General features: G+C 54.3%; 14 protein-coding genes, 2 tRNA genes and 1 pseudogene. 10 read left to right on the plus strand and 7 right to left on the minus strand.

The genetic code is table 11. The annotated features are described in order from the left end of the window. Window positions 1-76: 76 nt before the first annotated feature. Genes pta through MIH19_RS09495 form a run of 3 tightly spaced genes read right to left on the minus strand, consistent with a single transcriptional unit; the run spans window position 77 to window position 5,892 of the window. Window positions 77-2,227, minus strand: coding sequence for a phosphate acetyltransferase (gene pta / locus MIH19_RS09485; protein ID WP_249008624.1), 2,151 nt, complete (start codon window positions 2,225-2,227; stop codon window positions 77-79). A gap of 36 nt (window positions 2,228-2,263) precedes the next feature. After that, the gene (locus MIH19_RS09490; protein ID WP_249008625.1) at window positions 2,264-3,451 is read right to left on the minus strand and encodes an acetate kinase; all 1,188 of its coding nucleotides are present in this window, start codon (window positions 3,449-3,451) and stop codon (window positions 2,264-2,266) included. Window positions 3,452-3,480: 29 nt separating this feature from the next. Further along, on the minus strand, window positions 3,481-5,892 hold the full coding sequence (locus tag MIH19_RS09495; RefSeq protein ID WP_249008626.1) for an EAL domain-containing protein: 2,412 nt from the start codon (window positions 5,890-5,892) through the stop codon (window positions 3,481-3,483). A gap of 243 nt (window positions 5,893-6,135) precedes the next feature. Between MIH19_RS09495 and ccoM the strand changes: the two are divergent. Beyond that, window positions 6,136-6,228 (plus strand): annotated as a pseudogene (gene ccoM, locus MIH19_RS22530) (cytochrome c oxidase subunit CcoM); the annotation flags it as partial. Between the two features lie 171 nt (window positions 6,229-6,399). Here ccoM and MIH19_RS09505 read toward each other — a convergent pair. Next, a tRNA-Glu gene (locus MIH19_RS09505) sits at window positions 6,400-6,475 on the minus strand. Between the two features lie 87 nt (window positions 6,476-6,562). Then, on the minus strand, window positions 6,563-7,468 hold the full coding sequence (locus MIH19_RS09510) for a TIGR01777 family oxidoreductase (RefSeq protein ID WP_249008628.1): 906 nt from the start codon (window positions 7,466-7,468) through the stop codon (window positions 6,563-6,565). A 121-nt stretch (window positions 7,469-7,589) separates the two neighbouring features. Between MIH19_RS09510 and MIH19_RS09515 the strand changes: the two genes are divergently transcribed. Next, entirely contained in the window at window positions 7,590-8,192 is a 603-nt protein-coding gene (locus tag MIH19_RS09515) for a DUF924 family protein (protein ID WP_249008629.1), read from the plus strand. A gap of 59 nt (window positions 8,193-8,251) precedes the next feature. Beyond that, window positions 8,252-10,798 carry an EAL domain-containing protein gene (locus MIH19_RS09520; protein ID WP_249008630.1) on the plus strand — a complete coding sequence of 849 codons (2,547 nt, stop codon included), beginning with the start codon at window positions 8,252-8,254 and terminating at the stop codon, window positions 10,796-10,798. 15 nt (window positions 10,799-10,813) lie between these two features. Here the strand turns inward: MIH19_RS09520 and MIH19_RS09525 are convergent, their stop codons facing one another. Then, on the minus strand, window positions 10,814-11,098 hold the full coding sequence (locus MIH19_RS09525) for a YebG family protein (RefSeq protein ID WP_249008631.1): 285 nt from the start codon (window positions 11,096-11,098) through the stop codon (window positions 10,814-10,816). Window positions 11,099-11,294: 196 nt separating this feature from the next. On the opposite strand from MIH19_RS09525, the gene MIH19_RS09530 reads away from it, so the two are divergent. The 5 genes from MIH19_RS09530 (at window position 11,295) to MIH19_RS09550 (ending at window position 18,117) form a co-directional block, all read left to right on the plus strand. Beyond that, window positions 11,295-12,416, plus strand: a complete 1,122-nt coding sequence (locus tag MIH19_RS09530; RefSeq protein WP_249008632.1) for a DNA repair exonuclease — start codon at window positions 11,295-11,297, stop codon at window positions 12,414-12,416. Continuing rightward, window positions 12,413-15,058: an AAA family ATPase gene (locus MIH19_RS09535; protein ID WP_249008633.1), complete on the plus strand. Its 2,646-nt coding sequence runs from the start codon at window positions 12,413-12,415 to the stop codon at window positions 15,056-15,058. The genes MIH19_RS09530 and MIH19_RS09535 overlap by 4 nt, the downstream gene beginning before the upstream one ends. 120 nt (window positions 15,059-15,178) lie before the next feature. Beyond that, window positions 15,179-15,254 (plus strand) — tRNA-Gly (locus MIH19_RS09540). Window positions 15,255-15,394: 140 nt separating this feature from the next. Then, a complete protein-coding gene (locus tag MIH19_RS09545; protein ID WP_249008634.1) occupies window positions 15,395-16,192 on the plus strand; it encodes an MOSC N-terminal beta barrel domain-containing protein in 798 nt (265 codons plus the stop codon). Between the two features lie 8 nt (window positions 16,193-16,200). After that, window positions 16,201-18,117, plus strand: a complete 1,917-nt coding sequence (locus MIH19_RS09550; RefSeq protein ID WP_249008635.1) for an ATP-binding cassette domain-containing protein — start codon at window positions 16,201-16,203, stop codon at window positions 18,115-18,117. Window positions 18,118-18,197: 80 nt separating this feature from the next. Here the strand turns inward: MIH19_RS09550 and MIH19_RS09555 are convergent, their stop codons facing one another. Continuing rightward, complete coding sequence (locus MIH19_RS09555) at window positions 18,198-18,629, minus strand: universal stress protein (RefSeq protein ID WP_249008636.1); 432 nt, start codon at window positions 18,627-18,629, stop codon at window positions 18,198-18,200. 360 nt (window positions 18,630-18,989) lie between these two features. Between MIH19_RS09555 and fadB the strand changes: the two genes are divergently transcribed. After that, on the plus strand, window positions 18,990-21,137 hold the full coding sequence (fadB, locus tag MIH19_RS09560) for a fatty acid oxidation complex subunit alpha FadB (protein WP_249008975.1): 2,148 nt from the start codon (window positions 18,990-18,992) through the stop codon (window positions 21,135-21,137). Between the two features lie 33 nt (window positions 21,138-21,170). Further along, the gene (gene fadA, locus MIH19_RS09565) at window positions 21,171-22,346 is read left to right on the plus strand and encodes an acetyl-CoA C-acyltransferase FadA (protein WP_249008637.1); all 1,176 of its coding nucleotides are present in this window, start codon (window positions 21,171-21,173) and stop codon (window positions 22,344-22,346) included. Window positions 22,347-22,549: the final 203 nt, after the last annotated feature.

Genomic DNA, 22,549 nt, shown 5'->3' on the forward strand with positions numbered 1-22,549 from the left:
AACCGGCCCGTAATAAACAATAACGGGCCGTTTTTTTATGGGCGGTGGCTATGCAAGACCGTAAAACCAGACACGATCAGGCTTTGCTGGCGTCTTCCACTTGCTTGGCTTGAACAGCGGTTATGGCGATGGTGAATACGATGTCCTCCACCAGCGCTCCCCGTGATAGGTCATTCACCGGTTTACGCAGACCCTGCAGCATAGGCCCAATGCTGACCACGTTAGCGCTTCGCTGCACCGCTTTGTATGTGGTGTTGCCGGTATTCAGGTCGGGAAACACAAACACAGTTGCGCGGCCGGCTACCTGGCTATTAGGTGCCTTGCTAAGGCCCACGCTTTCAATGGCGGCGGCGTCGTATTGCAGGGGGCCATCAATCAGCAGGTCTGGGCGCCTTTCGCGCGCTATCCGGGTAGCTTCGCGTACCTTATCCACATCTCGGCCGCTTCCAGACTCTCCAGTGCTGTAGCTGATCATCGCCACGCGTGGCTCGATGCCGAATGCTTCGGCTGATTGGGCGCTCTGGATGGCAATATCTGCTAACTGCTCCGGGTTAGGGTCCGGATTTATGGCGCAGTCTCCGTAAACCACAACCTGTTGCGGTAACAGCATAAAAAATACTGACGACACCACTTTGGCGTTGTCGTGGGTCTTGATCAGCTGCAGGGCAGGGCGCACGGTGTTAGCGGTGGTGTGGATGGCGCCGGACACCAAGCCGTCGGCTTCGTCCAGCGCGACCATCATGGTGCCCAAAACGACATTGTCTTCAAGCATGCTTTCCGCCACTTCGGCTGAAATGCCTTTGTGTTTCCGCAATTCTACCATGGGCGCCACGTAGCGCTTGCGCACCACAGCCGGCTCGATAATTTCCAGATCGGGTGGTAATTCCAGGCCTAGGGAGGCCGCTACGGTACGTATCTCGGTGGCGTGGCCGATCAGCGCGCAGCGCGCAAGCTGGCGCTGATGGCAGATGATGGCTGCCTGTACTGTGCGTGGCTCGTGGCCTTCTGGTAAAACAATGCGCTTGTTGGCAGCACGGGCACGCTCAGAAAGCTGGTGGCGAAACGCCGGTGGTGACATACGGGTTTGGCGCGGCACCTTAAGGTGTTCCTGCAGCCAGTCGGTGTCAATACGCGGCGCGATCAGGTTCATGGCGGTGTCGATCCGCTCCGGATCGTCGATAGGGATAGACCTCGACAGGCCGGCCAGCATGTGTGCGGTTTCGTAGGTGTTGGTGGTGGTGCTAAGAACCGGCATGCCGGTTTCCATGGCCCGTCGACACAATTCGATCACCCTCTGGTCTGGTATTAGACCGCCGGTGAGCAGAATGCCGGCCATGGGCACGCCATTCAGGGCCGCCACTGCGGCGGCCACAAGGATATCCTCCCGGTCTCCGGGAGTCACCAGAAGAGTGCCGGACTTGAGGATTTCGGTCATATTGCTGATGGTCCGGGCGCAAACAGAAACACGGTGCACCCGGCGGGCCTGCATATGGCCCTCGTGCAGTATTTTTACCTTCAGTTCGCGCGCTATGTCTGAAACCCGCGGTGCCAGCAGGCTCGGTTCCCAAGGTATTTCGGCTAACAATCGATACTGCCCGCTACTAAACACTTTGCATTTGTTGCGGTAATCTTCAGACGGTGTCGCGGTAAGGGTCGTCATGCCGGGCATGTTGCGCTCTTTTGGCGCACCGATTTTGTTAAGAATGACGCCCAAAACGTCAGCTTCATTCTGCCCCGAAAACAGTCGCGCAGAAAAGCCCAGTTGTTCGTCCAGCTCGACGGGGTCACAGCCTCTAGGTGACGTTAGCAGAATGATCTCAGAGCCCAGGTTCCGCGCGACTTCGGCGTTCAGACGGATAATGTAGGTGCCATCCTGGCCGGGTTCCAGGCCCTCTATAATCACCACGTCGACCGTGCACGCCACTTTCTGGTACTCACCCACCACACGCTCAAGCAACAGGTCAGATTTGTTGTGATTGAGCGCGTACTGTGCTTCTTTCAGGGTAATCGGTGTCGGCGGCTGAAGATGGCTGTGTGTGCGCACAAACTCAACGGAAGAGTCTTTGCCATTATTGTGGGTTGCATCGGCTTGGTGCACCACCTGGCAAAACGGCTTATAAAAACCAACGCTGACACCCACCCGCTCAAGTGCTCGCAACAGGCCCAGGCAGACGGACGTCAGGCCGGAATCTGTGGAGGTTGGTGCAATAAAAAGACTTTTTGCCATAGTTAAAAATTCCGCCGCTAGCGTGGTACAAATCGGTTAGTTGAGTTTCGCCAGGCGTGCTGCTTCGCCAGCGATGACCCGTTCTTCGTCGGTAGCAATCACCAGTATTGGGAAGCGCGATTCTTTACAGTCAATTCGGCCATCACGATTCAGGCCGTTATCATCGTTATTGTGCTCATCAATGGCGAAACCAAGCAACGCCAGGTGTTTGACGGTCTGCTGGCGTACGCGGGCGCTGTTTTGACCAATGCCACCGGTGAACACCAGGGCGTCGAGCCGGCTCAGCGATGCCATCATGGCCGCGACATATTTGGCCAGGCGGAAGCAGAATACATCGATGGCCAGTTGCGCTGGTTGGTCGCCTTGATCCGCCAGGTCGCTCAGGGTGCGCATGTCGTTGGTTTGCCCCGAGATCCCCAGAAGACCGCTACTGTGGTTGAGTTCGTTGTGCAGTTGCTCGGCGCTCACGCCTTTGCTCTGCAAGTAATCAAACAGTCCGGGATCGACATCCCCACTTCGGGTACCCATTACCAGCCCCTCAAGAGGTGTCAGGCCCATGCTGGTGTCAACGCTTTTGCCATCGCGTATGGCGGTAATGCTGCAGCCGTTGCCCAGATGCGCAGAAATGATGGAGGTTTCAGCCGTGGATTGTTCCAGGCGGAGAGCTGCCTGTTGCAGCATATAAGCGTGGCTCGTGCCGTGGAAACCATAGCGGCGTACACCCCAGTCACGGTAGTAGTGCTGTGGCAGTGCGTAGTGGAATGCCTGTTCCGGCAGGGTCTGGTGGAAGGCTGTGTCAAACACCGCAATCTGAGGCACCAACGGAAACAGCTCGCGGGTTGCCATAATGCCTTCAAGGTTAACCGGGTTGTGCAGTGGGGCCAACGAATTACAGGCCTTTATAGTGGCCATTACTTCGTCGTCGATCAGTACCGCTTCGCGAAATGTTTCACCACCATGAACAACCCTGTGGCCAATAGCCGCCGGTTGTTTCGGCATCAGGCCCTTTTTCTGCGCTATATCCACCAGCACGGCCAGGGCTTCCCGGTGCGTGGTGTTGGGAGGCAGCATGGTGACGTCGCGTTGTTTTCCAATACGAAAGCGGGCATTGGGAGTGTTCAGTCGTCCTGCCAGCATCGAGGCAATCTTTTGTCGATCTTTGTCAAAAAGCGCAATTTTTAGCGATGAGCTACCGCAGTTCACCACTAACAATGTGTCTTTCATAGTTCTAGATTTCCGGTTTGTCAGATTCTTTAACGGCCTGTGTACGAATCGAGCCACTGACTGAATTCAATTGCGGGTAATGGTCGGCTGTAAAGGTAGCCTTGGGCGCAATCGCAACCTGCCTTTTGAAGAAATTGGACCTGTTCTTCCTCTTCAACGCCTTCTGCGATCAGTCTGAGCCCCATGCTGTGCGCCATATTGATGATCGCGCTGACAAGAGCTGCGTCATCCGGATTTTTGAGAACGTCTTGTACAAACGATTTATCAATCTTGAGTGTATCAAACGGGTAGCTTTTTAAGTAACTAAGGGCCGAATAGCCAGTGCCAAAATCGTCTACCGACAGGCGCACGCCGTGCTGGTCAAGCTCCCGTAAAATCTGGGCGGTTTCAATCGAGTTATCCAGAATGAGGCGCTCGGTAATTTCGAGTTCCAGAAGCTCGGCTGCGAGGCCGGTGGTAGACAGTGCGTCCATCACGGAGGTAACAAAGCCCGGGTCGCGGAACTGGCGAGGTGAAACGTTCACCGAAATTCCAACATCGCGACCCAGTTGGTTTTTCCACGTCATGGCAGTTTTGCAGGCCTGTTGAATTACCCATTCACCAATGGCCGTTATAAGCCCGGTCTCCTCCGCCAGAGGAATGAATCGGTCGGGCATGACCTGGCCAATTTCCGGATTGTTCCAGCGCAGTAAAGCCTCTGCCGCCAGAAGGTTGCCGTTAGCGGTGTTTACAATGGGTTGGTAAAATAACTCGAATTCTTCTTGCTGCAGAGCGCGCCGGAGGCGGGATTCAAGCTGAAGGCGTTCGTGGGATACTTCGCTCATCTCTGGCGAAAAGTGCACGTAATCGCTTTTGCCGTTACGTTTGGCCTGGTACATAGCCGCATCGGCGTGCTGCATCAGCTCGCCGCTGTTGTTAGAATCTGCTGGGAACGCCGCAATACCGATGCTGGTGGTGACGTACACCTCGTGACTATTTAGCTGGTAGGGCATTGAAAAAGTTTCGAGTATGCGTTCGGCTACTTGAGACGACGCCTCGGCGTTTTGCAGCCCAGGCAGAATCACCAGAAATTCATCGCCGCCCAGGCGTGCGACTGTGCTGGTGCCTCGCAGGCAGCTGGAAATGCGCCTGGCGGCTTCGATCAGCAGGGTGTCACCGGCATCGTGGCCCAAGGTATCGTTAATGTGCTTGAAGTTGTCGAGGTCAAGAAACATCACTCCAACTTCGGTGTTTTCGCGCCGAGCTTGCGCCAGCGCCAACTTCAGGCGGTCCAGTGCCAGCATACGATTTGGCAGTCCGGTCAGGATATCGTAATTGGCCTGGCGAAGTAGCTGGCGCTCATAGCGTTTCCGAATACTGATGTCTTCACCCAGAATAAGAAATCCGGTGGTATCTGCTTTTGCATCCTTAATGGGCGTTACGATGAGCTGCTCCCAGAAGCGCTCTCCGTTGCGCCGGGCACTGGTCACTTCGCCCTGCCAGACACCCACTCGCTGCACCTGCAGGCGAATGGACTTCCACAGTTTTTCGGCATCCCGATTATCCGAGTCACCGCTGCCCAGTGACCCCGGGTGTTTGCCGATGATGGCGCGGGCACTGTAACCGGTCAGTTGGCTGAATTTTTGATTAACAAACTCAATGTGCCATTGACGGTCGCAAATGATGACGGATGAAGGGCTTTGTTCAATGGCCTGAGAAAATTTCTGGATTTTAAGGGCATCTTGCTCTTGGCGGGCGATGTCCTGATTCAGGCGCTCGCGCATTTGGTTAATCGCGTCGGTTACCTGGCCCAATTCGTCTTGACGCCGGCCGGGCGTGTCCGGTCGATTCAGCGCCAGCGGACGGTTCAGATTATGAATTGAAAATTCTCTGGCGTAATTCGCCATGGTGGTCAGATGTCGGGTAACAAAAAACCGGAAAATCCAGATAATAAGAATGGAAATAAACAGCGTCTGTAAAAACTGGGTGGCGAGAATAATGCCCACCCGTCTGTTCATTTCTTGATTTACCCGCGCAAGGTCAGCGGTAATGGTAAGTCGCCCCAGCTTGAACTCGCCACCCTCACCATGAGCTAGCGTAAAGCTGTGAACGATGGTGGGAACGTCGCGGGGAATTTCACCAATCACCAATTCAGAGCCGGGCTCAATCGCAAGCCGTAAGTGCACAATATCCGGGAGGCTGAGAATTCCTTCCAGCTGGATTTGCAAAAGCTTCTGATCCAGTGCCCACAGGCTTCGCGCCAGCCCGGAGCCATCGCTGGCTTCAACGGCCTGCATGCGTGCTGTGATTTGCGTAAGCTCTTTGCGGTAGTCTGAGTAAAGTTGAATGGCAGAAGAGATGAATGTAAATACCAGGCTGAATATCAAGACCCAGGCCAGTAAACGCAAAGACAGCAGCGAGCGCTGACGAAGCAGGTTCAGGTGCTTAAAAAATGTTGTCATATCAGGGATCGGTTGCCCGCAAGTGGTCAGAATCCAGCGAAAGATTTTAATGGACTATAGCAGCCAAGGTTTCGCGTTGTCTTGTCTTGGTCGGGGTTAGAAGGAAGAAAAATGCACGTTGGATTAACATGCAATGGCTTATTTTTTTAAGCCGTTGTAGAGCTTGATGTAGATCAACATGGGGGTATGCGGCAAGTCGTAACCTGAACTCAGATCGAAACACGAGAATTTAGGAGATTTGCCATGTATCTGGACACTGTTGTTATCGCTGGAATCGTAACTGTGCTGCTGATGGTGGCATTCTTTGTAGGGTTTGGCGTCTTTATTATGCGCGATCAAAAAGCTCATGGTCCTGACGTTACCAAAGTCGCGGGTAAGAAGGTCGACAAGCCAGCTAAGGCCTAACAAGAGAAAAGTAAGGCGTGTGACATAAAAAATCTCCGGAAACTTAAACAGCTTTCGGAGATTTTTTTATCCCAAAACGAAGTACTGGTAAGTAGAACAAATTGGCGTCCCCTAGGGGGTTCGAACCCCTGTTGCCGCCGTGAAAGGGCGGAGTCCTAGGCCGCTAGACGAAGGGGACGCAACATATTCAACTACTTGCCTCGTTGAGGTGGCGCATATAGTATGAGGCGACCTTGCCCGTGTCAACACTTTCTGTAGCTATTATTCAGTTTGCGATCGCATCCTTTAGTGCAGGCTCCAGATCCGTGAAACGGAATTCGAAACCCTCAGCCTGAAGCCTGGCGGGAATTGCGCGCTGTCCGGTCAGCAGCAGCCCGGACATTTCGCCCAGCGCCAGCTTTAGGGCCACGGCGGGTGCCGGCAGAATCGTGGGGCGATGGAGCACACTGCCCAAGGTTTTTGTAAAGGTTGCGTTGGTCACGGGAGATGGGCTGACAACGTTGTATGCGCCCGATGCGGCCTCGGTATTCAGCATCCACAGCACAGCCCCTACAACATCCTGGCGGTGTACCCAAGGCATGTACTGCTCGCCGCTGCCAAGCTTGCCACCCACACCGAGTTTGAACGGCAGAATCATGCGTTGTAAAAAGCCGCCGTTGGGGCCGACCACGATTCCGGTGCGCGACAGGCAAACGCGCACACCCATCTCAGCGAGTTCCATAGCGGCCTGTTCCCAGTCACTGCAAAGGCGATGGGTGAATTCGTTGTGTGGAAGCGTTGCTTCGGTTACTTCAAGGCCACCCTGGGCGCCGTAAAAACCAACAGCGGACCCAGATACCATGACTTGCGGCGGTTGCTGCCAGGTTTTTACCACCTCTACCAGCTGCTGTGTAAGTTCAATGCGGCTGTTGCGAATTTCCTGTTTGCGTGTCTCGCTCCAGCGCTTTTCAGCAATGCCTTCTCCTGCCAGGTTAATAATGGCGTCAAAGCCTTTATGGCCCTGCAGTTTGGCCAAATCCTGCAGCGCTTCAACTCGACCGCATACAGCGCTCACATCAACTGCACTCTGGCGGCTTAAAACCGTAATCTGGTCTCCGTTTGCCAGTAATTCGCGGCATAAAACCCGCCCGATAAAACCGGTGCCACCGGTCAGCAATATGTGTCTGCTCATGGTGTATCCATTCCTTGCGTGGAAGACCCCTTAGTGGTGAAGGGTGTCTGTTGCCCTGTTTCCCACGTACACTGGCGCAGAGACAGGTAATATGTCAGCAACCTTAACAGGGTGATAGTGAATGTTCGATTGGAAAGACATTCTGGATTTCTGGTTTGGTGAGTTAGACAAAAATGGGCTGCCTGACTCGGCTCATCGCAACCGCTGGTTTCTGAGTAACCGAAAGTTTGATCAGGAAATCCGTAGGCGTTTTTTGTCGCTGGTGTTGTTTGCTTCGGAGCAGGGTCTTGACCACTGGCAGAAAGAAGCTGGCGGCGTGCTCGCTGAAATTCTGCTGCTTGACCAGTTTTCGCGCAATATTTTTCGCGGTGGTGCTTTGGCATTTGAGCAGGATGTTCTGGCTCGGAAGTTATGTAAGCAGGGTATGAATAAAGGTTTTGACGTGTCGTTACCGGCCATTCAGCGGGGATTCTTCTATATGCCCTTGCAACACTCAGAACGTAAAGAAGATCAGTTACTTGCGATAGAGTGCTACGAACAGCTCATAGCATCCACCAGCGGTTTGTTAAAGGAGTTCATGGGTAGCTTTTTGGAATCGGCTCTTGAGCACCAGGCAATAATCACGCGTTTCCGTCGTTTTCCGCATCGTAATAAAGCATTGGGGCGAACCAACACAAAAGAAGAGAGCGACTATTTGCTCAATGGAAAACGTTTCGGCCAGTAAGTTTATAACGTTGGTATTACCGGCTCTATAAGTAACGGACTTTCCTCAATAGGGACGCTATGCACCAAGCAATCACCACTGCGCAATTTATTTATGATCTGATCGGGCGTGGAAATCCGCTCGGTGTCATTTTGTCGGCGATAAGTACGATGGTTGAAGAGCAATTTCCCGATGCCATGGTGTCGGTGATGCTCTATTCGGCGCAGAACCGAACGCTGAGTTTGGTCGCCGGTGATGCTTTCAGCCAGAACTACCAGCAAGCAATGCGCGACATGCAAATTGGTCCGGAGGTGGGTTCTTGCGGAGCTGCCGCCTATCTTCGCAAAATTGTGGTGTGTGAAGACCTATTAAACGATAGCCGCTGGGTGGGTTTTATCGACCTGGTGAGGTCAGAGAAAATCGCAGCCTGCTGGTCAGCACCGATCATTTCCCCCTCTGGTGAACTACTGGGAACCTTCGCCACCTATTACCGACACTGTAAATCGCCAGAATTGTCTGAAATCACCCTTATCCGCAAAGCGGCCGGCCTTGCCGCCCTTGCGATAGAGCACCAGGCGGAAAGAAATCGCAGAGTGTCGAATGAGCAGCGTTTCCGGTCTCTGTTCAGCCAGCACCCTGATGGTGTCTTCGAGATTGGGCTTGATGGCCGCTTTGTGGACTGTAATCAGGCAGCGGAAGTCATCGCCGGTTATGGTCGCGACCAATTGGTCGGAGAGCATTACAGTAAGGTGCTGTTACCCGAGTTTTACGACGTCGCCAGTGACGCGTTGATTTTGATGGCTGAAGGTGAGTCTCATAGTTACGAAATCGCTGGTTTGAACGCGTCGGGCCAAGCCATATTTGTAGACGTCATTAACCTGCCCATCGTTGTTGATGGTGAAGTTAGGGGCGGTTACGGCATCGCCCGGGACATCAGCGAGCGTAAAAAAGCCGAAGATCGTATGCGTTTGCTTGAACGCGGCATTGAGGCAAGTCCGAACGGCGTCGTGATGCTAGATGCGAGCGTGCATGGCTATCCAATGGTCTATGTGAACCCGGCATTCACTGAAATGTCGGGCTATCAGCCCGAGGAAGCGATCGGGAAGGGTTTTTTGGTGCTCTTTGGCAAAGGCACTGCGCCGGAAGCGTTGCACTTGATTCAGTCAGCGTTGGAGGATCAGGAAGAGCTTGATATTACGCTCTTGTCGTACCGAAAAAATGGTTCCACCTTCTGGAAAAAACTAACAATAACCCCGGTCTACGATGGCCGTGGAGATTGTACTCACTATATTGCGGCCCAGCAGGACATTACGCGTCAACTCAAAAGTGAAGAGCTTCTTGACTATCAGGCTTGCCACGACCCTGTTACCGGACTGCAAAATCATCAGCTGTTTGAGGCGCACCTCAACCAGGCATTTGCCCGCGCGCGCGGCAAGCCCAGCGACATGGTGCTGTTATACGTCGACCTCGACGATTTCAAGTCGCTGAACGAAAGTCTTGGTCGCCAGGTGGGGGATTTGTTGTTGGCGGTAGTCGCCGATCGCCTGCGCAATTTGTTAGCCAACGATGATGAGCTCACCCGCTTGGCGGCAGACGAATTTGTTGTTATGCGGCCGGCCCTGAAAACCGAGGCCGAAGTAAAGATGCTTGCCAGCCGCATGTTGACTCGCCTTGCGGAAGCCTATGACATAGAAGGCCAGCGCTTGAGTATCAGTGCCAGTATTGGCATTGCGTCAGACGACGGTTCGGTCAAACAGACAAAAGAGCTTTTGGATAACGCCGCTTTGGCAGCGCGCGAGGCCAAACTCCAGGGCGGTAATACCTTTTGTTGGAACCATGGTGCAGCGTCTACCAGCGGCGCCGAACAGGTGATTATGCGGCGTGAATTGATGGAAGCCATCGAAGATCGGCAGTTTGTGGTGCATTACCAGCCTCTTTTGGATGCGAAAACCGGGCGCTTGCGCAGCGCGGAAGCACTGGTGCGCTGGAATCATCCGGCTCGCGGGCTGTTGCTGCCCGGGGCCTTTATTTCGTTGGCGGAACAGACCGGGCAAATTGTTGCCATTGGCCGCTGGGTGCTGCATCAAGCGTGTATGGACATGGCCCAACGTTGGCGCCAGACGGGCCAGGCGGTATCGATTGCGGTTAATATTTCGCCCTTACAGTTTCGTCGGCCAGAGTTCATCGAAGACGTGCTTGCCGTGCTTGAAGCCAGTGGGTTACCGCCGGAATTGCTGGAGCTGGAAGTGACTGAGGGTGTGCTGCTTTCTGGCATTGATAAGGCCATCTCCATGCTCAAGAGTCTTCGTGACCTGGGAGTTCAGGTGGCTATTGATGATTTTGGTACCGGCTTTTCCAGCCTGAGCTACTTGCGCCAGCTACCCATTACCAAGGTAAAACTGGACCGCAGTTTCATCATCGATGTCACAACCGATCGGGGCAGTGCTGCGATTGTACAAGGGGTGATTACCATGGCGCACCATCTTGGCCTGTTGGTAGTGGCCGAGGGCATAGAGACGGTTGAGCAGCAAAACTACCTGGCAGTCAGTGATTGCGATTTGCTGCAGGGGTTTTTGTATTCCAGACCCGTGCCATTGGGCCAGTTCGCTCTGGGGCTGGAATACTGATTCGCTAAACATACTTTACTGGTCGGGGGTGTCTGCCGTCTGGTTTAGCAGCTCGGGTCTTTTCAGTGCCCGCGCCAGCAGCTCCCGTTCTTGTGCCAGCACCAGCGCACATTGCTCAGCCATCTGCTCGCCGATGCCTTCTACCCTGCGCTCCAGAAATACCCGCAGTTCGTCAGAAAACTCCAGCATTTTATCGCGTTCATCTGCTTCCTTTTTAGAAGTGAACAGCAGATTGTTGGGATCAGCCATTGCTTTCTCCTTGCCATCACGGTCGCTGAAGTAAAGCGCTTGTACGCCCATATACGTCTCCTTGCCGGGTGTTTAAGCCGGTATCGACTGTTTAAAAATGAAAAGAACCTGATCAAGGCAAATGCCCCGATCAGTGCGCGAGGCAGCTTAGCACTGTTTATATATACAGTGCTAGTGGCGCAGGCTGCACCAAACAGTATATTGGTGTTAATGTTTCGCCTTTAATTTCACCAATCAGGCCATTACCATGCCAAGGTTCCTTCATACCGCCGACTGGCAAATAGGGCGCTATTTCAATCGCTTTGATACCGATAACAGCAGTGCACTTGCCGATGCACGCTATGGCGTTATCGAACGCTTGGCGCGACTGGCGGTTGAGTACAATTGCGATGCCGTGCTGGTTGCCGGCGACGTTTTTGATGCGCAAACCGTATCTGATCGCTGCATCCGCCGCACTTTTAACGCGACCTCGGGTTTTAAAGGGCCTTGGGTAATGCTGCCCGGCAACCACGATGCAGCGTTGGCCGAAAGCGTGTGGACCCGCGCCCAGCGTATCAACGCCGTGCCGGACAACGTGCACCTTGCGCTACAAAGTGGCGTTATAGAGTTACCGCAGCAGAAAATTGCGGTATTGGCGGCGCCTTTGACCCAGCGCCACACTTACGAAGATTTGACCGCGCCCTTCGATTCAATCAGCACTCCGCCGCAATGGCTGCGGGTGGGCCTGGCCCACGGCAGTGTGCAAGGCGTGTTGGCGGAAGACATTGACGCCACCAATCCGATTGCCGCTGATCGCAGCGTAAGCGCCGCGCTGGATTACCTGGCGCTGGGTGATTGGCATGGCCTGAAGGAGATTAATGAGAGAACCTGGTACAGCGGTACGCCGGAGCCTGAGCGCTTCCGTAATAATCAGCCGGGTTTTGCACTGTTGGTGACCGTGTCCGAACCTGGCGCTCTGCCGCAGGTGGAAGCACTGGAAACGGCACGCTATCACTGGCATCAATGGCAAGAAAAGTTGGTGGTAGAGACCGATATTGATGAGCTGCTAAAGCGTCTTGACGAGCTACCGGAAACGTCCGTTTTGGATCTAAAGCTGGAAGGTAGCATCACTCTGGCGGGTGAGCAGCGTCTGGCGGATGCTTTGTCCCGCGCTGAGGCGCGTTATCGCAGCGTTACCTACGATCGCTCCCGTTTGTTGCTGGCGCCCACGGAGGAAGATCTGGCGGGGTTGCAGGCTAGCGGCTACGTCGGTGATGTGCTTGAGCTACTGCAAACCCGGCAGAGTGGTGCAGAAGCGCAGACTGCCCGCGATGCCCTGGCCATACTCGCCAGCCTGTTACTTGAAGCCCGCAAGGAGGAGCAACCATGAAACTTGAAAGTGTGCGGGTGGAGCAGTTTAAGCGGTTCAAAAAATCGTTTTTATTGAATGGTTTGAGTGGTGGTATTAATGTCATTTCCGGACCAAACGAGGCGGGTAAGAGCACACTGGTGCGGGCAATTCGGGCGGCATTTTTTGAGCGCCATCGCTCCAAGTCCGGCGAAGATTTGCGGCCTTGGGGTGATTCATCCGCAGCACCCGCCATCGAATTGGTGTTCCACCATAACGGTCAGAAATGGCAGTTGAACAAGAGCTTTCTGCAGCGTAAACGCTGCGACCTGTCGATACAGGGCACCACTTACAGTGGCGAGGAGGCAGAAGAAAAGTTGGCTCAGCTGTTGGGTTATCAGTTCCCCAAAAAAGGCGCGAGTAAAGAAGAGCACTGGGGTATTCCGGGGCTACTCTGGGTAGAACAGGGCAGTGGGCAGAATATTGAGCAGGCCGTTGTGCATGCGGGCGATCATTTGCAATCGGCGTTGAACAGCCTGGTATCGGAAGTTGTCAGTGAGGGCGGTGATGGGTTGATTCACACCGTACGCCAACAGCTTGGCGAACTGTTGACCGCAGGCGGCGTACCAAGGGGTGAATACAAGCAATTGCTGGCTGACGAACTGCCCGGACAGCAAGAGCTTGATGCGTTAGCAAGCCGCATAGACCAGTATCAAAACCAGGTAGACCGGCTCGCCAAGGTTGCGCGGGAATTTTACAAGATTGACCGTGAGCAACCCTGGATAAAGGTGCGTCAGGCTCTTGCCGAAGCCCAGGAGCGTTACCGACATATTGAATCGTTGCAGGGTCAGCAGCAAACGTTGAACCAAGCCTTGACCTCGGTACAACAACGGGCGGCACTGTTGCAGCGCAATAAGCAGCAGGTACAGGCAGATGCCAAACAGTTGCAGCAGCGCGAGGAGGAACACAACACGGCGCAGCACGCATTGAATGACGTTCAAGCGTCTGCAGCCGGTTTGCATGCTGCCTTAGAGCAGTGCCAGAGCCAATATCGCGATGCATTGGAGGTAGAGCGTCAGGCCGGGCTGCTGGAAGCTCGGCAACGACTGGAGCACAGCAGCGAAAGAGCAAAAACGCAGTTGCAGCAGCTGTCTGAGCGCCAATCACGGGCGGTAGAGTTGCAACAGGCCCTGGGCGAGAGCCGTAAGCTGACGGCACGGCATCACATCAGCAAAGCCGCCGTCGATCAGTTGCGTACAACCCAACGCCAGCTGGATGATGCACGTCTGCGTTCGCAGGCGATTGCTACGCGAATTGAATGGCAACTGGAAGCTGGCCAACAGATCGAGTTGGGCCAGGATACGTTGCCGCCTCAGGGCGAGCAATTGTTGCTAAGCAGCACGCGCCTGCGCATTGCGGGTGTTGGCGAATTTACAATCACCCCTGGTGGCGGTGATTTGGCCCGCTGTCAGCGCCAGCTGGAACAATTGCAGTTGGCCTTGGGTGAGCAGTTGCAGGCTCAGGGTGTTACAGACCTGGCGGCGGCAGAACATACGCTGGTCGCTCAGGAGCGTGCGCAAGCGGATGTGCATCGATTGCTGGAACTGTTGCAGTCTTTGGTGCCCGGCGGTCTGGCAAGTCTGGACAGCGACTATCAGGCCTTGAGCGCGGAGCTTGAACGTAACTGCGCAGAAAAAGAGGCTTTGGCACCCGTAACGACAGTGGCTAAAAGCTTACCGGCTCTGGCTCAGGCGCAAGATCTGCGAGCTGACGCTGAAAATCGGTTATCAGCATTAGAGAAACGCTTCGGCGAGCACGAAAAGGCGCTTTTGGCCGCATCCCATCGTTACCAGAACGCCGATCGCGAGTGGCACACGTTGCGCACCAGTCTGAACAGCGAGCAACGCCAGCAGGAAGTGGCACAGTTAAACAGCGATTTGATTGCAGTCGAGCAAGAGCAGGTAGGGCAACAGGGGCGTTTACAGCAGATGCTGGCGCACATTGCCGCGGCGCGGCCGGAGTTAGTGCAGCAGGACATTCAGCGCTTGGGCGCCAGCGCGGATCAGCTTGAGCAAGCCCAGCGAGGGCGCGAGCTTGAGTTGAAGGAACTGCGGGCACGATTGGAAATCTGGGGTGCCGAAGGCCTGGAGGAGCAGCGTGGCCATTGCCAGGCTGAACTGGAGCAAAACCAGCGCCGTTGCCAGCAACTGCAGCGCCGGGCAGAAGCGCTGCAGTTGCTGCTCCAGTTATTAACGGAAAAGCGCCAGGCGTTGACTCAGCGTTTGCAAGCACCGTTACAGAAACATCTGAATCATTACGTTACGGTGTTGTTTCCCGACGCTCAGCTGGAGGTAGACAGTCAATTGCTCCCGGGCCGTTTCACCCGCGACGGGGAAACTGGTCAGATGAGCGAGCTCAGTTTTGGCGCCCGAGAGCAGATGGGCCTTATCAGTCGTTTGGCTTACGCTGATTTATTGAAAGAAGCCGGCAAGCCGACGTTGATCATTCTGGATGACTCGCTGGTACACAGCGACAGCATTCGGCTCGACAGCATGAAGCGAATTCTGTTTGACGCGGCGCAGCGCCATCAAATTCTGTTGTTTACCTGCCATCCGGATAGCTGGCAGGACATGGGCTCAGAGACTATTAATCTGGAAGCGTTAAAGGCCAGGGCAGCGCTTTAACGGACCAAACGCGGGTGTCCTGATGATTATGTTGAAAATTTTCGCGTAAGTTTGTTGACCCTAGAGAAAACATCCGTATAATGCGCATCCGTTGTCAGGCAACAACTTACGACAACATTAGCGGGAATAGCTCAGTTGGTAGAGCGCAACCTTGCCAAGGTTGAGGTCGCGAGTTCGAATCTCGTTTCCCGCTCCAAATTTGAAAACCCGGTCTTGTAAAAGGCCGGGTTTTTTTATGTTCGTTTCGATCACAAGGGCAAACACAAGGGCAATGGCGTTAGGGCTCGGTTATACTCTTCCGTCTTCATTTTTCATGCTGTCCGCCGGGAGACCTTCATGCGCGTGCACTCGTTGTTTCTGTATCCGGTTAAATCCCTTGCGGGTATTGCCGTGGACTCGTTTGGGCTGGACGAATTTGGCCCGGCCGGCGACCGGCGCTGGATGCTGGTTGACGACGAGTGTCAGTTTGTAACCCAGCGCACCCTGCCACAGCTGGCATTGGTTCAGCCTTCGCTGGGTGCCGATGGCGAGGTTTCTATTACCCTGCCAGGGCAACCACCTATTGTGCTGCAAGCCAATGGTGAGAACCTGTCTGTGCGAGTGTGGCGCGATTGGGTTCAGGGCCAGGCGGGTTGTGACGTGGCCAATGGTGCCATCAGTCGCTTTTGTGGCCTGTCTTTGCGCTTCGTATTCATGCCTGATAGCAGCTTTCGCCAGGTGCAGACCAATCTGGCAACAGAACGCCGGCGCGTGAGCTTTGCCGACGGTTATCCGTTGCTGATGACCAATATCGCGTCGTTAGCGGAGCTGAATGAACGCTTGGCGGTGACGGTGGATATGCGTCATTTTCGCCCCAATATCGTGGTTGATGGCGCCGCTGCCTGGTCGGAAGATAACTGGCAGGCCGTGACCATAGGCGAGGGCAGTTATCGGGTGCTTAAGCCCTGTTCCCGCTGTGTAATGACTACTGTTAACCCGGATACCGGGGAAAAAGCCGCCTCGGTTCAGCCATTGCGGACCCTTGCGACCTACCGCCGCACCGCTGGCGGCATCATGTTCGGAATGAACGCCATTCACGACTCGCCTTGCCGGCTGAGCGTGGGTGACTGCGTTATCGTGAATCAATCGGAGTAATAGACTACGTGCCTTTGTTAACGCTGGACGGGGTTTCCCTGTCGTTTGGAATGCAGCCGCTGTTGGACAATGCCTCATTGGTGATGGAAGCCGGTGAGCGGGTGTGCCTGTTGGGCCGTAACGGCGAGGGTAAGTCTACCCTGCTGAAAATCGTCAACGATGAAGTAACGCCAGACGGCGGCATCGTCCGCCTGGAAGACGGCGCGGTGCTGGCGGTGTTGCCACAGAATTTGCCCTCTGGCGATACCCGCACCGCCTACGATGTGGTTGCTGGCGCTTTTCCTGAAACCGGCGCACTGCTCATTGAATTCCACCACCTGACCCAGCAGACAGACGAAAAAAGCCTGAACCAGATGATGAAGGTGCAGGAGCGTCTGGAGGCTTTGGACGGCTGGCGCCTGGACCAAAAAGTCACCAGTATGCTGGCGCAGTACGGCGTAGACCCCGATCGCACGCTGAATACTCTGTCGGGTGGCTGGCAGCGCCGGGTTCTGTTGGCGCGGGCGCTGGTGTCCGAGCCGGATATTCTGCTGCTTGATGAGCCTACCAACCACCTGGATGTGCCCGCTATTGCCTGGCTGGAAGACGCTTTGGTCCAGTTCCGTGGTGCCATCCTGTTTGTGAGCCACGACCGTGCGTTTATTCGCCGAATGGCCACCCGGGTGGTGGAGCTGGATCGCGGACAGCTGGTCAGCTTTGCCGCCAGTTACGATCACTATCTGGACCTAAAAGAAAAGGCCCTGGAAGAAGAAGAGCGTCACGCAGCCTTGTTTGATAAGCGCCTAAAGCAGGAAGAAACTTGGATTCGCCAGGGCATCAAAGCTCGCCGTACTCGCAATATGGGTCGGGTAAGGGCACTTAAAGCGATGCGTGAAGAGCATCGCCAGCGCCGAGTGCGCGGTGGCACGGCCACTTTTGCGGTGGAAGACGCTGCTCGATCTGGCAAGCTGGTGGCCGAAGCCTTGGGCGCCGGTTTTGCTTATCAGGGTCACCCCGCGGTTATCCGTGACATGAATCTGACCATTCTGCGCGGTGACAAAATCGGCCTGGTGGGTGAAAACGGCACCGGCAAAACCACGTTGGTGCGCCTGCTGCTGGGCGACCTGGAAGCCACTGAAGGCAGTATTCGCCGCGGCACCAACTTGGAAGTAGCCTATTTCGATCAACTGCGGGGCGAACTAGACTTAACTCGAAATGCGATTGATAATTTGTCGGAAGGCCGTGATTTTATTGATATTAATGGTCAGAGCAAACATGTTATGGGGTATCTACAGGACTTCCTGTTTACCCCGGAGCGGGCACGGTCGCCTGTCAGTGTGTTCTCCGGTGGCGAGCGCGCCCGCTTGCTGCTGGCTAAGCTGTTCAGTAAGCCCGCCAACGTACTGGTGCTGGACGAACCCACCAACGACTTGGATGTTGAAACTCTAGAGCTGTTGGAAGAGCAGCTGTCGGAATTCCGCGGCACGGTGATTGTGATCAGCCACGATAGGGAATTTCTGGACAACGTGGTCACCGAAACTCTGTTTTTGGACGGTACTGGCCAGGTGCACGAGTTTGTTGGGGGCTACACTGACTGGCGCCGCCAAGGCGGCCAATTTCCAGCCGAAAAAAGCGGCAGCCGGCCCGACAAGCAGCAAAAGCCGGAAAGTAAGAGCAAGAGTAAGCCAGCTGCGCAGTCCGGCACTAAGCCCACGGCGGCAAAAATCAGTTATAAGTTGAAACTGGAGTTGGAGCAGTTGCCGAAAACCATTGAACGCCTGGAGCAGGAGCAACAACAGCTGCAGGACGCCATCGGTTCAGCGGACTTCTACGCTAATTCTGCGAAGAAAGTTGATGAAACCCTGGCTCGTCTGACAGCGGTGGGATCAGAGTTGGAAACCGCAATGGAGCGTTGGATGGAACTGGAGGAAATGACCGGGAAATAAGCCTGGCTCTTTTAATTGCCGAATTGCTCGATAGCTTGCCGGAGTTTCGCCGGCAAGCTATCAGCTAATTACGATCAGTGTTAAAAAATACGTACGGCCAGCACATCGCACTCGGTGCCGTGCAGAACTCCGTTTGCAGTAGAGCCGAGCAACAACTGGAAGCCTTTGCGGCCATGGCTGCCCACAACCACAAGGTCAATGGCGTGTTCTTTGACCAAGCGATGCACTTCAGACTCGGGGCGGCCAACGGTCACCACCTGACTTTCTTTGGGAATGCCGTATTCTTCACCGTACTTGGTCAGCTGCTCACGGGCAGCCTTGTCGAGCTGGTCCTGTAATTCGGTCAAATCCATCGGAATATCGCCACCATAGGCGTAACCTACAGGCTCTACTACGTGTGCCAGGATCAGTTCAGCACCTTGGCTAATAGCCATTTCTTTTGCTTTGTGCAGGACTTGTGGCGCTTCTTCCGTTAAATCAATGGCAACCAGCAACTTCTTGTAAACAGACATGGCTCTATTACTCCGTGTGTTGCGAATGTCAGAACTCCTGATTACAGGATAGTATGGTTCAGCCCGGCGGAAAAGGGGTTAGGCTGACTTAGGCGTTGTTAGCAGCGCTATTGAGTAAACCTGCGCAGTACCAATTGCCGGTGCCTGCGATGGGGCGTGTTAAGAAAGAAATTGACAAACGGACGGTTTCTTCTCATCGTGTGGTCTCGATATTCAAACGGCTGTATGAATTTGAATTGAAGATCGGGCAGCGGCCGCAGTGGTTAAAGGTTCGCTGCATCTGCAGTCGGGATCTTGCAATTAAACGTGCAAGCACACCGGCGCACAAAACAGTTTCAATCACAGACTGGAGATCAGTTGATGATTTACGAAGGTAAAGCCATCACGGTTAAAGAGATCGAAGGCGGTATCGCTCAGTTGAATTTTGACTTGCATGGCGAGTCTGTCAATAAATTCAACCGTCTTACCCTGGAAGAACTCCGCAATGCGACAAACATACTGACGTCACGGACGGATCTGAAGGGTCTTGTTGTTACCAGTTCCAAAGACAGCTTTATTGTTGGCGCAGACATCACCGAATTCAAAGACTTGTTTTCCGGCCCGGAAGACGAGCTGGTGGCCAACAACTTAAGCGCCAATGAAATTTTTAGTGCCATTGAAGACCTACCATTCCCCACGGTTACCGCGATCAACGGTATTGCGCTGGGCGGCGGTTTTGAAATGTGCCTGGCCACCGATTACCGGGTTATGGCACCAAAAGCCAAAGTGGGCCTACCGGAAACCAAGTTGGGAATCTTCCCGGGCTTTGGCGGTACCGTACGCCTGTCGCGCCTGATTGGCGTAGATAACGCGGTTGAGTGGATCAGTGGTGCGACCGAAAATCGCGCAGACGTTGCGCTCAAGGTGGGTGCGGTCGATGCGATTGTTGAACCGGATAAGCTGGTTGACGCTGCGCTGAGCATTATTCACCAGGTAAACAACGGCAAGCTCGACAATTTGGCGCGCCGCGAAGAAAAGAAAGGCAAAATAAAACTGAATGTCATGGAAAGCATGATGGCGTTCGAAATTTCAAAAGCGTTTGTAGGTGCCAAGGCCGGGAAAAACTACCCGGCGCCGGTTGAAGCGATCAAGGTGATGCAAAAGCACGCCGGTATGACGCGCGACAAGGCCATTGAAGTAGAAGCCAAGGGCTTCGCAAAAATGGCGAAAACGGACGCTTGTGCAAATCTGATCGGCCTGTTTCTGAATGACCAAGAACTCAAGCGCAAGGCGAAACGCTGGGCCAAAGACGCTGCCGATGTAAAACTGACAGCGGTTCTGGGTGCAGGCATTATGGGTGGCGGCGTGGCGTATCAGTCTGCGCTTAAAGGCACTCCCATCATTATGAAAGACATCAATCCCGAAGGCATCGCCCTGGGCCTGAAAGAAGCCAAGAAGCTTCTGCTCAAGCGCATTGACAAGGGACGCATGAAACCCGATCAGATGGCGGACGTTCTGAACAGCATCACGCCAGCGCTAAACTACGGCGATTTCAAGAACGTAGATCTGGTTGTTGAAGCCGTTGTTGAGAATCCCAAAGTGAAAGATGCGGTTCTGCGCGAGGTTGAAGGCCAGGTTCGCGAAGACACCATTCTTACGTCTAACACCTCGACCATCTCTATCGACCTGTTGGCAAAGAATCTCAAGCGCCCGGAAAACTTCTGTGGCATGCACTTCTTTAACCCAGTGCACATGATGCCTCTGGTTGAGATTATCCGCGGAAAGAAAACCAGCGATCGTGCGATTGCGACCACCGTGGCTTATGCCACTGCCATGGGTAAAACGCCAATAGTGGTTAACGACTGCCCGGGCTTTCTGGTCAACCGGGTGCTATTTCCGTACTTCGGCGGCTTTATTGGACTGGTACGTGACGGCGCCGACTTCCAGAAAGTCGATAAGGTGATGGAAAAGTTTGGTTGGCCCATGGGCCCCGCGTATCTGCTGGATGTGGTTGGCATGGACACCGGCAAGCACGCTGGCGAAGTGATGGCTGAAGGCTTCCCTGACCGTATGAAGCACGAAGGCACCACCGCCATCGACGTGATGTTTGATAACAAGCGTTACGGCCAAAAAAATGAGAAGGGCTTCTACCGCTACGAGCTGGACCGCAAGGGCAAGCAGCAAAAAGTAGTCGACGAAGAATCCTATAAACTGCTGAAGCCGGTTGTTCAGGGTGATAAAGAGTTTGAAGACGATGAAATCATTGCGCGGATGATGATCCCGCTGTGTATGGAAACCGTTCGTTGCCTGGAAGACGGCATTGTAGAAAGCCCGGCTGACGCCGATATGGGTCTGATCTACGGTATTGGCTTCCCTCCGTTCCGCGGTGGTGCACTGCGCTACATCGATCAGATGGGCGTGGACAAGTTTGTGGAGCTGGCTGACAAATACGCAGATCTTGGGCCGCTGTATAAGCCCACCGACAAGCTGCGTGACATGGCAAAAAATGGCCAGACCTTCTTTGCTTAACCCTGAACGAGATTTCCGAACGGAGAAAGATCTATGAGCCTTAATCCGAGAGACGTTGTCGTCATTGATTGCGTGCGGACTCCGATGGGCCGCGCCAAAAACGGCTGTTTCCGCAATGTACGTGCAGAAACACTGTCGGCAACCCTGATCGACGCACTGTTCGAGCGCAACCCCAAGCTCGATCCGAAAGAAGTAGAAGATGTCATTTGGGGCTGCGTGAACCAGACCCGCGAGCAGGGCTTTAATGTGGCACGCCATATTTCCCTGCTAACAAAAGTGCCCCACGAAGCCGGTGCGCAGACAGTTAACCGTTTGTGTGGTTCAGCCATGAGTGCGATTCACACCGCCGCCCAAGCGATCATGACCGGCAACGGTGAAATGTTCGTGGTGGGTGGTGTCGAGCACATGGGTCACATTAGTATGACTGACGGGTTTGATCACAACCCGGCGGCGTCTAAGTACACTGCGAAAGCTTCCAATATGATGGGCCTGACAGCAGAAATGCTGGCCAAGATGCACGGCATTACGCGTCAGCAACAGGACGAATTCGGAGCGCGTTCCCATCGCCTGGCGCAGGAAGCCACCGAGGAGGGCCGTTTCAAGAACGAAATCGTTCCCATAGAGGGCCATGATGAGAACGGTTTTAAAGTGCTGATTGAGCACGACGAAACCATTCGTCCGGAAACCACCGTTGAATCACTGGGCCAGTTGCGCCCGGCGTTTGATCCGAAAAATGGTACGGTCACGGCCGGTACATCATCGCAGCTCACCGACGGTGCCGCAGCGATGATATTGATGTCTGCCGAGCGTGCCCAGGCCCTTGGCCTCAAGCCTATGGCGCGTATTGTGAGCATGGCGGTAGCGGGCGTTGACCCTGCTATTATGGGCTACGGCCCGGTACCTGCGACCAAAAAAGCGCTCAAGCGTGCCGGCCTGAAAATCGAAGATATCGATTTTTGGGAGCTGAACGAGGCCTTTTCCGGGCAGTCCTTGCCGGTGTTGAAAGATCTCAAACTGATGGGTGTCGTGGATCAGAAAGTAAACCTTAACGGCGGTGCCATTGCACTTGGCCATCCGTTAGGCTGCTCTGGTGCGCGCATTTCAACCACGCTGCTGAATATCATGCAGGCCAACGGCGGTAGATATGGTGTGTCCACCATGTGTATCGGCTTGGGTCAGGGTATATCTACGGTGTGGGAGCGGCTGTGATTCCCTGCGGGACATAGCTGACATTTAACAACAAGGCCCGGCAATTCGCCGGGCCTTGTTGTTTATCAAAATGAAAAAAGTTGTTTATCCGGATGAAAAAAAGCCGGTTGGAAACCAAAGAATGGGTTGTCTTGCTATTCTTGACCCTGTAAAACAGTGATCCTATACATGTCAGCGGCAAGGTTGTATTTATAGCCGACTGA

The sequence above is a fragment of the Marinobacter sp. M1C genome (assembly GCF_023314135.1).
Lineage (GTDB): Bacteria > Pseudomonadota > Gammaproteobacteria > Pseudomonadales > Oleiphilaceae > Marinobacter.

Bases quoted from the DNA above. Each gene is read 5' to 3' on its own strand.
- pta (WP_249008624.1), bottom strand. From the start codon at position 2,227: ATGGCAAAAAGTCTTTTTATTGCACCAACCTCCACAGATTCCGGCCTG.
- MIH19_RS09490 (WP_249008625.1), bottom strand. From the start codon at position 3,451: ATGAAAGACACATTGTTAGTGGTGAACTGCGGTAGCTCATCGCTAAAA.
- MIH19_RS09495 (WP_249008626.1), bottom strand. From the start codon at position 5,892: ATGACAACATTTTTTAAGCACCTGAACCTGCTTCGTCAGCGCTCGCTG.
- MIH19_RS09510 (WP_249008628.1), bottom strand. From the start codon at position 7,468: ATGAGCAGACACATATTGCTGACCGGTGGCACCGGTTTTATCGGGCGG.
- MIH19_RS09515 (WP_249008629.1), top strand. From the start codon at position 7,590: ATGTTCGATTGGAAAGACATTCTGGATTTCTGGTTTGGTGAGTTAGAC.
- MIH19_RS09520 (WP_249008630.1), top strand. From the start codon at position 8,252: ATGCACCAAGCAATCACCACTGCGCAATTTATTTATGATCTGATCGGG.
- MIH19_RS09525 (WP_249008631.1), bottom strand. From the start codon at position 11,098: ATGGGCGTACAAGCGCTTTACTTCAGCGACCGTGATGGCAAGGAGAAA.
- MIH19_RS09530 (WP_249008632.1), top strand. From the start codon at position 11,295: ATGCCAAGGTTCCTTCATACCGCCGACTGGCAAATAGGGCGCTATTTC.
- MIH19_RS09535 (WP_249008633.1), top strand. From the start codon at position 12,413: ATGAAACTTGAAAGTGTGCGGGTGGAGCAGTTTAAGCGGTTCAAAAAA.
- MIH19_RS09545 (WP_249008634.1), top strand. From the start codon at position 15,395: ATGCGCGTGCACTCGTTGTTTCTGTATCCGGTTAAATCCCTTGCGGGT.
- MIH19_RS09555 (WP_249008636.1), bottom strand. From the start codon at position 18,629: ATGTCTGTTTACAAGAAGTTGCTGGTTGCCATTGATTTAACGGAAGAA.
- fadB (WP_249008975.1), top strand. From the start codon at position 18,990: ATGATTTACGAAGGTAAAGCCATCACGGTTAAAGAGATCGAAGGCGGT.
- fadA (WP_249008637.1), top strand. From the start codon at position 21,171: ATGAGCCTTAATCCGAGAGACGTTGTCGTCATTGATTGCGTGCGGACT.